General features: G+C 73.7%; 3 protein-coding genes. All 3 read right to left on the reverse strand.

Translation table 11 applies throughout. The annotated features are described in order from the left end of the window. Positions 1-382 precede the first annotated feature (382 nt). The 3 genes from ABWK59_RS00260 to ABWK59_RS00270 are packed head-to-tail and all read right to left on the reverse strand — an operon-like array spanning position 383 to position 14,397. Complete coding sequence (locus ABWK59_RS00260) at positions 383-11,110, reverse strand: toxin glutamine deamidase domain-containing protein (RefSeq protein WP_354637114.1); 10,728 nt, start codon at positions 11,108-11,110, stop codon at positions 383-385. Between the two features lie 6 nt (positions 11,111-11,116). Then, a complete protein-coding gene (locus tag ABWK59_RS00265; RefSeq protein WP_354637115.1) occupies positions 11,117-12,052 on the reverse strand; it encodes a hypothetical protein in 936 nt (311 codons plus the stop codon). An 8-nt stretch (positions 12,053-12,060) separates the two neighbouring features. Further along, positions 12,061-14,397: a hypothetical protein gene (locus ABWK59_RS00270; protein ID WP_354637116.1), complete on the reverse strand. Its 2,337-nt coding sequence runs from the start codon at positions 14,395-14,397 to the stop codon at positions 12,061-12,063. Positions 14,398-14,409: the final 12 nt, after the last annotated feature.

The following is a 14,409-nucleotide window of genomic DNA, read 5'->3' on the forward strand; positions in this document are numbered from 1 at the left end:
CGGTGTGTGCGCGCTGCCGTCTGGGCGCAGCCTCAGGACGAGCTGGTAGGGGCCGACGGGCTTGGCGGCGCTGTCGAGGGGCCAGAGGCCGACCAGGTCGTGCTCGCCGTCGCGGGCTTCGGCGAGGATCTCCAGCACGGGCCGTGGCGGTGTCGGCGGTGCGGCAGGTGATGCCGAGCAGCGGCCGGTCGGTGGCGGCCGGCCCGGCGAGGGCGGTGACCGTCTCGATCTCCTGGGCGATGACAACGATCCCTGGTCCTTCAGCAGGTCGCTGGTCTTCACGTGAAGTGCGGTCGCGAGGGAGTCCGGGTCAGGCGTTACAACCGACCTTGGACTCCCTCGCTTCATCTCATGCGCCCCAGCAAGACCTTCGCATCTTCCTCTAGGCGCGCGGGTGGTCGGCGGTCTCGGTGGTGAGGTGCTGGTGCCAGAGGGTGGGGGTGTGGTCGGTGGGGAGGAAGGTGGTGAGGAGTTGGTCGAGTTTGCCCTGGCGCCAGTCCCGGTCCTTGGCGGGGCCCTGGTCGTTGAGAGCGCTGAGGCGCTCCTGAACCGTGGTGCCGACGGTGAGGCGGTTGGACTGGATGGCCTGGGCAACCTCACCGAGGGTGGAGAAGGAGAGGGTGTCGGGGGTGGGAGTCGTGAGCGGGACGGCGGCCGGGTTGGTGCCGGTGAAGGGGACGCGGGGGTCGAGGTGGCCCTGCTCGCGGAGGTTGATGAGGTCCACCAGGAGGGTGCTGCGCAAGCGTTGAAGCTCCTGCTCGACCTCGGCCTTGGTGCGCTTGCTGCCCCAGTCCTGCTTGAGGATGCCCTCGGCCTCGGTGTCGAAGCGCTTGAGTTCGGCCTCGGCCATGCCCGTGTAGATGCGGGCCAGGTGGACAGCCTCCTGGTTGGGGGTGGGCGGGTTGAGCTCCAGGGGACGTTGGCGGACGGCGGTGACGGTGGAACCGGCTTCGTTGGTCGGGTCCACGCTGGTCTCCTGGCTCACGATCTGCCAGCCGTCGGTCGGGCTCTTCCAGAGGAAGTTGGTGACCTCGTAGAAGGCGGCCTGGGTGCCGCTCTCGTACTCCTCCGGGCCGAACCAGTCGGTGGGCTGCTGGGTGCGGCGGAAGTCCAGGGCGCTGGAGTTGTTGGTGGTGCAGGACTGGTAGTGCCAGGCCGTGAAGACGTCCGGGGTGGCCCCCGGGGTGACGGCCAGGGCGCAGCCGTTCATCACGGCGGTGAAGACGAACTCCGAGCCGGGGACGGTGGCATCGGGGTCGAATGGCACGGGAGTCGAGCCGACGGTGTCGAGGTGTCCGCCCGGAGCACCGGCCAGGTAGGGGATGTAGGCGGAGGTCAGGTACTGCTGGTCGGCCGGGGGGTTGGCGAAGCGGTCGGCGAAGCGGGAGACGAACTCGTGGTCCGGGTGCGCTTCGACGTACTTCTCGACGGCCGGGGTGAGGATCAGGGCGTTGTTGCGGCGCGGGTCCGGGACCAGGGTGAACCAGTTCCGGGGCTGGGTGTTGGCCCAGGCCATGAACTGGCGTGCCTCCTGGCGGCTGAGGCTCGGGGTGCGGAGCTCCATGCCGAGCGCACCGTCATAGGACAGGATGTTGTCCCGGAGGAACTCGACCGGGTTGTTGGTCAGTCGGTCGTTCGCCTCCGCCGGGTCGGGGAGGTTGAGCGGCTGCGGGGCGGTGACCGGCGGCGCGGTCTGGGCGGTCGTGTCCGCCGTGGTGTTGCCGAACAGGGAGGTCAGGAACGGGGCGCCGAAGTCTGCCTGGAACCCCCGGTCCGGGGTGAGGCCGGGCAGGGTGGACTCGTCCGGTCCGGCCGCCGAGGCCCAGACCTTCCAGCCGGTGGTGCGCGGGTCCGGCAGTGAGCCGGGGGTCGCGTCCCAGGACTGGTGGGTGCTCGGATCGACCCAACGGAGCTTTCCGTCAGCCCCGTTGACGAGTGCGACGGTGTGGCCGACCTCGCCCTCCCGGCCGACCAGCACGGTGGCGAAGGAGCCCGGGCCGCCGCGTCGGACGTGGTCGAGGAGCGAGTCCACGGCGGGCCGGCCCTCGCCGAACAGGTGCGGCAGGTCGTGGCGGCGGTTGAGCACCTGGCCGGCGTGCTGTTCCACCGACCCGGTGAGGCTCTGGCCGGAGGGGCGCGGCCGGCCGTAGTGGGTGTCGCGGTAGGCCTCGACAGCCTCCAGGCAGCTCTGCAGGTCGTCGCCCAGGCGGAAGTCGGGACCCGGGGAGACCGGCTGCTGGTGCGGGGTGATCAGGCCGAGCAGCTCGGGGGTCGGCTCCGGGAAACGGCGGCCCTCGGTGAAGTCGCGCAGCGCCGCGTGCTGGTCGGTGTCGGCCGGACGGTAGCCACGGTCGTGCAGGACGGCGTCCGTGTTCTCGTACGCGGGCGTCCGGCGCCGCTTGGCCGGGGGCTCACCCCGGTCGGTGGTGGGCCCGGAACGGTCGGTGGCGGGCGGCGGGGGCGAGGTGTGACCGGACGCCGGCTGACGGTTGGTCGAACCGAAGCCGGACGGATCGGTGCCGTCGGAGGACGGGCGGACCGGGCCGAGCCGGAACGGCGCGGAGGCGGGCGGCGGGGGCGAGGGGACGGTGCCGCGCTCGGCGTCGCTCTCGCTGTCGTCGTTGAGGGTGAAGTCGTCGTCGAAGATGCTCGGGCCGGCCTCCACGCCGGGCATGGTCTCCGACTCGCTCTCGCTGTCGTCGTTGAGGACGAAGTCCTCGTCGAAGATGCTCGGGCCGGCCTCCACGCCGGGCATGGTCTCCGACTCGCTCTCGCTGTCGTCGTTGAGGACGAAGTCCTCGTCGAAGATGCTCGGGCCGGCCTCCACGCCGGGCATGGTCTCCGACTCGCTCTCGCTGTCGTCGTTGAGGACGAAGTCCTCGTCGAAGATGCTCGGGCCGGCCTCCACGCCGGGCATGGTCTCCGACTCGCTCTCGCTGTCGTCGTTCATGGTGAAGTCGTCGTCGAACAGGCTGGGCCCGTTGTCGGAGGACTGGTACCGGAAGGGCGCCTGCGGGCTCGGCGGCTGCGGAGCCGTGAGCACCTGCTCGGGCGACGGCTGCGGGACCTCCGGGGTCGGCTCCGGCAGCGGCTGGGACTCCTGACGCGGCGTCGGGACCGGGCTGTGCTCGGGGGCGTGCTCGGGCGCGACAGACCGGGGCGGGGAGGTGCGGAGCACGTCGCTGGGCTGGTCGTCCAGGTGGAGCAGGGCCATCAGGAGCTGGTTCTGCTGCCAGTCGTTGGCCCGGCCGGTGAGCTCGGAGGTGTACTGCTGGTACGGGGAGTCGGGCTGCGCATAGCCGTTGAGCACGTCCGCGATGACCTGGACCTGCTCGGGGCGAGGGGCGGTGGACTTTGCCTGCAGCTCCGCGGAGTTCCGGAGCTCTTCGATGAGGCCGTTCTCCCGCTCGCGGATAGCCGCGGAGACCTCCGCCAGCCGCTGCCGGGCCTCCGGGATGCTGCCGAGGGGGATCTGGGAGAGCTCCCCGGTCCTCATCATGCGGCGCTCCTCGGCCGCGCGGCCCTCCGGGGAGAGCGCGTGGTCGAGCACCGCCCGCTGCTCCGGGGTCATGTCGGCGCCGAGCAGCTCACCGAGCCGGTCGTAGTCGTCGCCCAGGCCCTCGGCGAAGGCGACCAGCTGGTCGCTCTTGAGCTCGAACGGCCGCCCGGAGGTGTCGTCGGTAGGCAGGGTGTTCAACCAGCCGTCGGCGATCTCACGGTTGTAGACGGCCTTGCGCAGCTCGTCGTACGCCGGGGCGTCCTCGACCGCGGTGGTCCAGTCGTTGCCGGAGGCCAGCGCGTCGGTGACCCTCTGGAGCTCTTCCCGGACGGCGACCGCGGCGTGCGAACGCTGCAGTGCGTCCGCGCTCTTGGCGCCGCTCTCGGCGAGTTCGCGCAGGGCACGCTGCTCGGCCCGGTCGGTCAGGCCGTCCGCCGCGTCCGCCAACACGTCGGCGGCAGCGCGGAGTTCGCGCACAGCGGTATCGACCTCGGCCTTGGTGGCCTCGGGCTTCAGCGCGCTCTTCCAGGACTCCTCCAGCCGCGCCTTGGCGTCAGTGGGCAGGTGGTCACCGGCCCGCGAGGCGAGGTCCTGGGCCGCGGTCGAGGAGACCGCTTCCGGGTAGGGGGTGGTGCCGGTGACCGGGGAGAAGTACGGGCGGCCGGTGAGCTGGCTGGTCCCGGTGGTGTTGGCGCCCTCCTGGACGGCGGGCAGGCTACCGAGCTGGAAGACCTTCTCGAAGGCGTCCTGGCCGAGCGCGCCGGAGCGCAGCACCAGCACGTCGTCCGGGCCGAGCGAGTCGAGGAGTCGGTTCATCCCGTCGGCGTCGAGGGTGGTGGACAGGTCCGCTCGCTTGAGCCACGGCTGCTCGTACGGCGGGGCGTACGGGATGTCGTGGCTGCCGACCTGGAGCAGCACGGCCGGCTTGCCCAGCCGTGCCTCGTGGATGCCCGCCGCCAGGTAGTCGGGGGCGCCCGCCTGGCGGTCCGGGGTGAGCCGGGCCAGGCCGTAGAGCGGCATCAGGTCGAGCCGGCCGGAGGTCACCCGGTCGGCCACCGACTGGAGGCGCGGGTCGCCGGCGAATGCGTGCGGATCGGGCGCCGGGACGTGCTGCTGGTACAGCGCGTTCTTCCGGTCCACCGTCCCGTCCAGGGGCAGGACGCCGAAGCCGTCCTCGGTGCGGGAGAAGACCGCGCGGGTGGACATGCCCCAGGCGTACGGCGCCAGCACCACGGCCTTGTCGGCGCCGGTGTACGAGAGCAGGGCCTTGGAGTTGTCGCCGTCGGCCGCGATCTCGTCGCTGGCCGCGACCAGGGTCAGCCCGCCGTGCGCGACGGGGGCAGGTGTGTTCTCCCCGTGCGGGTCGAACTCGTCGGGGGCGTAGTGCACCTGGCCGCCGCCCAGCAGGTCGGTGTCGAGCATGCGGTCCAGCCGGGCGCGCACGTTGGTCGGCGCGACCAGGTTCACCTGGCCGTCGTAGCCGAGTTCGCGCAGCGACCGGATCATGTTCACCGCTGCGGCCTGGTGGCCCGAGCCGGGGCCGGAGGCGACCACCACGGTGACGGAGGGCTGGTCGGCCAGCCTCCTCGCGACCTCCTGCCGGGCCTCGACCTCCAGGTCGGTGGGCGGCACGCCGCCGCGCCGATGGGCGATGATGTCCTTCAACTCCTGGGCACGGTCCGGCTGTTCTCCGCCGAGCCGCCAGAGGGTGTGCTCGGGCACCTCGCGGCCGAGGTCCTTGAGCAGTTCCGGGCCGTGCTCGCTGCCGAGCAGGTCGCGGACGGCGTCGAGGTCACCCTTGCGCACGTCCCGTACCTGCTGGGCGAGCGTGCCGGGGTCGGCGATGCCGTAGCGCGAGGCCAACTCGGCCGCGCGGTCCGCCGGATCGGGCAGCACCCGGCCGGTGGCGGGCCAGGTGTGCTGCGGGCCTTCGGAGTCGGTACGGGCCGGTTCGGCCCGGGGCGGCGGTGCCGGGAGGTCGACGTCCGGCTCCGTGGGCACACCGCGGTCGACCGGATCCGACCGGTCGGAGCCGCCCGGGGGCTGCTGCGGCGGGACGTCGCCGTCGACGGGGGCCGTGTGGTCCGGCCGCGAGTCGGACGGCAGTTGGCCGTCCTCGACCTGCGCGGTGAAGTCGCGCAGGCCCTGGTACATGTCGTTCTCGGCGTCGGTGGCGTGCACCGGGTTGGCGGACTCCTGGTGCACCGCCGTCGGGTCGGCGCCGTACAACCGCTCGAGCAGCGGCAGGAGTTCGGGCTCGTTGGACCGGACCCAGTCCGTACCGTTGTTGCGGGGCTGCCCGGTGTAGGGGTCGGTGCCGTGGTTGGTGCCGAGATAGGCGTTGCTGACCTGGGCGAAGTACTCGTGCTCGTCCCGGGCCGCGTAGTTCTCGGCTTCGCTGCCGTCAGGGCGGCGGCGCGGGCCGTCCGACCACTCGGAGGGGCCGTCCTCGCCGAACAGGCGGGGCAGCGACTCGTCGTCCAGCTTGGCCCGGTAGGTGTCGCCGATCAGTTGGCGGTCGGCGTCGGTGAGGCCGAACTTGTGAATGGTGTGGGCGAGTTCGTGGGTGGTGGTGGAGTAGCCGTCGGCGTAGTGCTGGTCCGGGCCGACGGTGGTGCGCTCGCCGAGCAGGTTCTCCTCGGTCACGGCGGCCCACTTGCCGCCCGAGCCGCGCACGTCGTCCCAGCCGCGCCCGCCACCGGCCTCGCTGTCGGCGGTGCGGCCGCCGAGGTGCGCGAACGGGGCGAGGTCGGTCATCGGCACGTCCTTGGGCACCACGACCAGCCGGCTGCCCTCGGTGAGCAGGCGGGCGGCGGTGTCCGGGTCCTGGAGCATCCGGGTCAGCTGCGCGGTCGCCTCGGCGCGGGCCGAGGCCGGGCGGTCGGTGGCGCGGTCGACGTCCACCATCAGCTGGGCGGCGGTCTTCGCGAACTCCCCGGGCGGCAGAGTGTCGCGCAGCGCCGCGACGAAGGCGGGGTCCTGGGCGAGGCCGCGCCGGTCCGAGGCGGGGAGCGAGGCGATGGCCGCCTCCCGCTGGTGCGGCGGGAGTTGCGGAAGGTCGCGGGTGAGGTCACCGATGTCGGCGGGCCTGGTGACGGCGTAGGCGTCCTGCGGCGGCGCGGAGCGCCGGTGGTCCGCACCGTCCCGGGTGCCCACCGAGCGGTCGTCGGCGGCGGGCGGGGGCGGGGAGGCGTCCCGCATGCTGTCGTCGGACCGCTGGGTGGCGGTCGGCTGGGCCTCCGGCTCCGGGGACGGCGTGGTCCGCATCCGGTCCTCGGAGTCCTGGCTCGTCAGGGGCGGGAGGGCCGAGCGGTCGGCGGAGGCGGAGGTGGAGGGAGTGGCGGGGGCCGGGCCGAAGTGGTCCCGGAGGATGCGCTGGCCCTCCACGTAGGAGGAGGAGTCGGTGCTCTTGTAGCCGTACTGGGTCGGGTTGTAGGACGAGCCGTGCACCTCGGCCAGGCCCTTGAGCACGTTCCGGGCCTCGGTGGGGGTCAGCTTCCGGTCGCGGCCGAGCGCCTCGCCGAGGCGCTTCTCGATGTCGGCGCGCTTCTTCTCCTTGGAGCCCTCGACGGGGGCGGGGACCTTGTCCTTGAAGTCGTCCATGTTCTGCTGGAAGCGCTGTGCCTCGGCCTGCTGGCTCTGGATCAGCGCCTGCACGAAGGCCTTCTGTTCGGGCGTGCCGCCGCTGCCCAGCTTGCTGGTGTCCAGCGACGGGTACAGCGTCTCGGCGACGTAGGGGCGGGAGGACCAGAGTGAACTCTGCTTGTCGTCGATGTGGCCCTCGGACTTGTCGGCCGTGATGTCCAGCCAGCCGAGTTCCTGCTTGCCGTTGCCGTCGGTCTTGGTGATCACCAGGTCCGGACGGGTCGAGCCGTGCGTGACCTGGGTGTCGATGGTGTAGCCCGGCGGGAGGGTGACGTTGTCCCTGATCATCTGGGTGGTCATCGATTCGACGGCGTAGCCGAACTGCCGGGGCAGCAGCTTCTCGATCCGGGCCCGCTCCTCGGGTGAGGTCTCCGGGTCCGTCCACTTGTTGTAGCTGTCGGTCCAGCGCTTGGTGTAGCCGTCGAGGTCGGGCACCGAGTCCGGGTTGGCCAGTGCCAGCCTGGCGGCCTGCTCGACCTGGGCGTCGATGTCCTGGGCGAGTCGGCGCACCACGTCGCGGTCGGCCGGGTCGAGCGTGCTGCCGTCGGTGACCACGGAGAGCACGCCGAAGGTCGGCGCGTCGCCGTCGAAGACCGAGAGGTCCGCGCGGGGGTTGACCGAGTCCCCGTTCGCGTCGGAGGTGGCGGCCCAGACGTGCTTGTCGCCGGCCCAGTCGCCGGGCAGGGTGTCCGGCCGGGCTTCGCGGACATCGCCCGTGCTCGGGTCGGCCCAGCGCAGCACGCCGTCCTGGCCGTGCACCAGCGCCACCACATGGCCCTGGGTGCCGGGGCCGTCGGAGAACAGGACGGTGGAGAAGCTGCCGGGCCCGGCGTTGCGGACCTGGTCCATCACCGAGTCCACGCCGTGCTGTCCGGTGCCGAGCGGCACGGGGGTGCCGTGACGCTTGGTCAGTGTCCAGGCCGAGTTGTTCTCCGGGACGGAGGAGTGCGGCAGCCCGGAGGGACGCGGGTTGCCGTAGTGGGTGTCGCGCAGCGCCTCGACCGCCTCCAGGCAGCTGTAGAGGTCGCCGTGGTCCATGGCCGCGGTGTGCGGGTTGACGTGCTCCAGCAGCTCGGGCGTCAACTCCGGGTGCGGGGTGCCGCCGTGCTGGTCCAGGTGGTCCGTCAGCGCCTGGTACTGCTCCGGCGTGGCGGGCTCGTAGCCACGGTCGCGAAGCGGGCCGGCGGTGTTCTCGTACGCGGGGGTGCGCTGCCGCTTCGGGCCCTCGGGCCGTCCGTGCGGGAGGGTGGCTTCGTCCTCGCGGCCGCGCTTGGTGCCGCGCGGTTCGCGGGCCGGGTCGGTCTCGGTGGAGGGACGGGGCGTGATCCGGTGCCCTTCGCCGGGCTGTGCCGGCTGCGGGGTCCCGGGCCGGTCGTTGCGGGACGGAGTGCCCTGAACCGGGTCGGCGGGCTGGCGGACCGGGCCGAGGCCGCTCCGGTTGGGCGTCGGCGTCGGTGTAGTGGCGGCCGGGGGCGGCGGGGAGACGTGGGCGGCCGGGGGGACCTGCGTGGGCTGCTGCTGGTTGGGGGCCGGGTCGGGCGGGGGCGGCAGGAAGGTGTCCGAACGGTCGGCGGTGGGCGTCGCCGACGGCCGCGAGGCGGTGATCGGCCCGCCCGCGATCCGGGTGGCATCGGGTGCGGGGGTGTGCGGGTCCGTGCGGTCGCCGGTGGGCTCCGTCCGGACCGGGGCGGGCTCAGGAGAGACCCGGCCGACGGGCGCCGGGGCCGGCTCCTGGTGGGGCTGGGGCTGCGGCTGGGGGGTGTGCTGCGGTTGCGGGGCGGGCTGGTCCTGCTGCGGACGGGACGTCGGCTCCGGCGTGGCGTGGGGCTGGGCCTGCGCCTCCGGTGTGGCGTGGGGCTGCTGCCGTGCCGGTGGCTGGTGATCGGGCTGCGGCTGCTGGTCGTTGCGGGTCTGCGGCTGCTCGGTGTGCGGCTGGGCCTCCGGGCGGGGCTGGGGGTCCTGCTGCTGCCGGGGCGGGGCCTGCTCGGCCTGCGGCTGGGGCTGCGGGGAGTGCTGCGGCTGCGGGTCGGGCTGGGGCTGACGCGGCGCCGGCTCGGAGTCCGGGCGCGGCTGCGGCACGGTGTTCGGCTCGGCGTCGGCCCGCGCGGGGGTGGGCTGGGACTCGGGGCGGACGGTCGGGGCCTCGTGCTGGGTGGGCTGCTGGCGGACCGGGTCGGTCGAATCGGCCTGCTGGTGCGGGACGGTCGGTTCGGGGCGGCCGGTGGCCGGGGTCTCGTTCGGCCGGGTCTGGGCGACCGGGGTGTCCTGGGTGCGGTCGGCGGTCGGCGCCTCGTGCGAACCGGGCTGCTGGTGCGGGACGTTGGACTCCGGACGGGCCGCCGGGGTGTCCTGCTGGGGCCGGACCGCCTCGGTGACGGGCGGGTTGTCGGCCTGCGGTCGGACGGTCGGCTCCGGACGGGCGGCGGTGGCCTCGGACTCGGTACGGACCTGCGGCGCGGGCGCGTCGGTCTGGCGCGGAGTGGGCGAGGTGTCGGCCTGCGGCCCGCGGTCAGGAGTGGGGGTCGGGGTGTGCTGCGCGGGTTCGGCCTGCCGCGGGGTGGAGTCCGACTGCACGGTGGCCACGGGAGTGTCCGCCCGGCTCGAGGTCGGCGCCGGGGCCTCGGTGTGGGCGGTGGCCTGCGGGCGCGAGGTGCCGCCGGTGTCGGGGGTGGGGGTGTGGTTCGCCGTGGTGGAGGGCGTACCGCCGGACGGCGTGCTCTCGCCACCGCGCGAGCCGGTGCCCGAACCACCGGAGTGGGAGCTGCCGAGGCCTGAACCTGCGCCCGTGCTGGAGGCGTCGTGGCTGCCGGAGCCGCCCCGGTCCGAGCCGAACGGGGCGAGGGTACGGCCGCCGCCGGCCGTGGACGGGCTCGTGGTGCTGCCGCCGTCGGAACCGGTGTCGGTGGAGCGGGAACCGCCGCCGGGGCCCTGGTACGCCTGGGCACCGCGATCCCCGCCGCCTGCGCCGTCAGGGGAGTCGGAGGAGGAGCCGCCGCCCGGACGCAGGCCGAAGGTCGGCGGGGCGTCGGCGCCGGACAGGCTGCCGCCCGTCGGGACGTTCGGGATGTCGCCACCGCCGAACTTGCCCTTGATGGCCGAAGCGCCGTGCTGGAGACCGACGTTGGAGCCGCCGCTCAGGCCGGAGCCGAGCAGGCTGCCGCCGTCGACCGTGCCGGTCGTGATGAGCTGGGTGGAGACGTCCGCGCCGACGCCGACGGCCGCGCCGTGCACCATCTTGCCGCCGACGGTCTCCATCGCGTTGCCGAGGCCGGCCTTGCCGGCCGCCGAACCCAGGCCCTTGCCGATCAGGTGACCCGAGGCCCCGCCGACCGCGCCGCCGAGAGCGCTCTGACCCAACTCCTTGGCGTCGAAGCCGGAGCGGTTCCCCTCGGCGACCTGGATGGTCTGGGCGAGCAGGTTGATCGCGACTTCCTGGGCGGCCTCCTTGGCCGCGAACTCCAGCGCCTCCTTCAGCAGTTGCTTCAGGATCTGCTGGACGGCGGTACGGGTGACCGCGACCGCCGCGGGGATGGCGGCCAGCGAGGCGCCGGCGGTGACCGGGGCGGAGGCCTCAGCGGTGGCGATCTCGAAGGCCAGGATGCCGAGTTGGGCCACGATCTGGATCTTCGCGGTCTCCGTCGAGTTGGCCATGTTGTCCAGCATCTCGGCCATGCCCTCGCAGGACTTGACCATACTGGGGAAGAAGCCGGGGTCCTCCTCGGTGCCCTTGCCCACCGAGAACTTGGCCCAGTGCGTGGCCAAGCCCTCGGCGGCCTTGCCCTGTTGGCCGTCGAGCGCCCGCTGGACGGTGGAGTCGACCGACCTGCCGACGTCCGCCAGGGTCTCCCCGGCGGCGCGCCAACGGTCGGCCATCTCGCGCATCACGTCCTCCTCACCCTCCGGCCAGCGGGTGCCGGCCAGCAGGAGCAGGACCCACTGCAGGGGTTCGGGGAGCTCGACTGCCATGGATGATCAGGGCCTTCCGGTGTGGTGCGGGCGCCCCTTGGCGACGTCCCGCAGGGCAAGGTCGGGGTGGAACAGCGCTGTCTCGGGCAGCTCGGCCTCCATCGAGGTGAGGCCGGTGGAGAGGCCCTCCTCGGTGGTGTCGTAGCTCTCGGCCATCAGCTTGAGGCCGTCCGCGATGTACTTGAGGGCGGCGGGCAGGTTGCCGATGCCCTCCAGCACCTTGCCGCTGTACGTGAGATAGCCCTTCTCGCCGTTGGCGAACTTCTCTCCGGAATCGTCGTTGCCCCACGGGGCGCGGGCGTTCATCCCGGACAGGTAGGCGCTCAACCCTCGGCTCAGCTCGGCCAGTTGGTCCGACCCGGCGAGCACGGGCCCGACCGCGGCCCGGTACTTCTCCGGGTCGATGTTGAAGCCCTGCCCGGCATCGGCGCCGCCGGACGGTGCCGAGGACTGCGCCAGCCGCTCGGTGCTCTCGGTCGGTCGGGCGGCGACCCGGGCGCGCAGCGGCTCGGCCGAGTCCGCCGCGATCCGGCTCATCGGCTCCGCCGGCTGGACCGAGTCCATGGCGGTGCGAGCCTGGAGGGGCTGACCGGCCTCCATGGGAGCCAGGCGCGCCTGCAACGGTTCGGCGGGCTGCGTCTGGTCCATGGCGACCCGGGCCTGAATGGGTTCGGCTCGTTGCAGCGGCTCCAACCGGGCCGTGGCCTGCACCGGCTCGGCCATCTGCAGCGGCTCCAGCCGGGCGGTGGCCTGCACCGGCTCGGCCATCTGCAGCGGCTCCAGCCGGGCGGTGGCCTGCACCGGCTCGGCCATCTGCAGCGGCTCCAACCGGGCCGTGGCCTGCACCGGCTCGGCCGCCTGGACTGCGTCGGTCGAGACCCTGGCGGCCACCGGTTCGGTGGCCGCCACCGCCTCGGTACGCCTCAGTTCCTGCTCTTCCATCTCGCTCCTCAGCGTCCCTGGCCGGCTGCCGCACCCGCAGCACCGCCACCGGCCGCCCCGGCGGGTGCCTCACCGCTGCCCTCGGCGAAGCCGCCCGAACTGGCCAGCCGCGCCAGCGCCGCCCGCATGAACGGCGTCGGCACCTGGTAGCCCCCCTCCTCACGGAGCGGTGGCGGACCGTCAGCCGGAGCCGCGGCCGCAGGCGCGGCAGCCGCCGAAGCGGCCCCGGTGGTGGCGGGCTCCTCGTCCGGACGGCCACGCCGCTCGGCCACCGAACGGGCCCGCTCCAGGTACTCCTCCTCCGGCGAGCCCGAGCCCGAACCCGAGCCCGAAGCGGTGGACGCGGCGGTAGCGGTGGTGTCGCCGGCGGAGCCCGAACCACCGGACTCCGACGTCGTGTTGAGCGAACTCGCACCCTCCGGGCCGAGCACGGCCGCCGCCAGCTGGCTCATGAGGTCGCCGCCGCCCGCGGCCGGGGCCTCCTGCCCGGCGGCTGCCACCGCCGTGTGCGCGGGCTCCGGGGCCGGGGCCATCCCCGATTCCTCGATCCAGCGCTGCCGCATCCGTTGCCAGTGCCGGTCCTGCGGGGTGTGGTGCACGGCCTGGCCGAGGATTCCGGCGTCGCGTAGCGCCACCGTCTCCTCCTCGTCCTCCTCCATGCCGAAGCGGGTGGGCCGGACGAAGCGCGAGCCGGACTTGGCCGCACCGGCCGCCGCGCCACCGCCCATCCCGTGCATCCCGGGCATCCCGGGTGTGCCGCCACCGGCCATGCCACGGGCGGACGCCGCGGCCGAGCCGGAGGCACCGGCGCCGCCGCCCGCACCGCGCCCGCCACCGGCACCGACGCCACCGGCCGTGGTCGGGGTCCCGAGCGGGTGGGCGCCGCCCTCGGCCCGGCCGAGGCCGCCCGCGGTCCGTCCGCCGCCGGGGTGGTAGCCGCCGACCGCGGACGCGCCGCCGCCGAGACCGCCACCACCGCTGCCGCCGACCCGGGCGCCACCGCCCAGGCCGGAGCCCGCGCCGGTACGGCCGCTGCCGCCGAGGCCGCCCGCGCCGGCGATCGCGCCGGGAGCGCGGCCGCCGGGGGTGAAGGGCGCCGTGGTGCCACGGCCCGGCAGGGTTCCGCCGGGCAGGCCGCCCGGGCGGCCGATCAGGCTGCCGGGGGTGCTCCCGGTGCCGCCACGGCCGCCGAGCGGGAGGCCACCGAGCGGGAGGCTCCCGAGCCCTCCGGTGCCGCCCGGGTCGGCCCCGCCGGGGGTGAACGGACGGAGCGGCATGGTCGAACGGACCGGGGCGGCGAGCTGGCCGTCGGTGCCCGGGGGCTGATGTCCCGCCAGCGTGAGGCCGGCGGGGGTGCCGACCGGCGGCAGCTTGAACGCAGGCTTGCCGTCCGGGCCGAGCGAGGACCCGCCGCCACCGAACCCGCCACCGCCACCGCTGCCGAGCCCGCCGCCTCCGCCACCGAACGGCGTCGGCGCCTGCGGAGTCGGCATCTTGAACGGTTGCAGCGCGGGTGCAGCGCCACCGGCTCCGCCGCCCCGTCCGCCCTGCCCGCTCAGCGGAACTCCCGGCATCCCGGGGACTCCGCCGCCGGGCAGGCTCCCGGGCACGGCACCGCCGGGCTGGAAGCCCTGGATGCCCACCGGGGCGGGGACACCCGCACCGGGGACGGAGTTGATCCCCGTCTGCAGGGTGTTGGGCGCGGTGACGCCGGAGACGCCGTCCAGAGTGGTGCGTGGCGGTGCACCCGTGTCTCCGCCGCCACCGCCGCCACCACTGCCACCGGTCAGCGAGGCGACCTCGGCGGCCGCCGTCATCTGCTGAAAGTGGCCCGATCCCTGACGGAGCATCGAGTCGACGTTGCCGCCGACCTGGTCCACGTAGGTGTTGTACGTGGCCACGGCCTCCTTGATGCCCTCGGACTTGGCGATGTCGTCGTTCTTGCCCGCCGGGTTGTCCTTGATGTACTCCTTCGTGTACTCGAGTTCGCGGATCATCTCGTTCTTGGTCTGGGTGACCGCCTCGATCGCGCCGCGCAGCGACTGCGCGATGGCACTCGCGGCCGAGACCGTGGTGGAGACGTGCGAACCGTCCCCTTCGCTGAACTTGCGGAGGTAGGCCGCGAAGCTCTCGGCGGCCTCGCCCTCCATCGCCTCCATGGCCAGCTTGGCATTGGCCACGATGGCGCCGATCCGGGTCTCGGCGAAGGTGTTCCACTTCTCCCAGGCGTAGGCCAGGTCGCCCAGCAGGTCCTCGTTGCTGTCGGGGAAGGTGATGCCCTTCCCGTCTTCGTTGCTCTGGATGACCTTGAGCACTTCTGCCAGGTCGGGGGGCAGGTGGATCACGGTGTCCGTCCT

Origin of the sequence: Kitasatospora sp. HUAS MG31 (assembly GCF_040571325.1) — a bacterium.
GTDB classification, from domain to species: domain Bacteria; phylum Actinomycetota; class Actinomycetes; order Streptomycetales; family Streptomycetaceae; genus Kitasatospora; species Kitasatospora camelliae.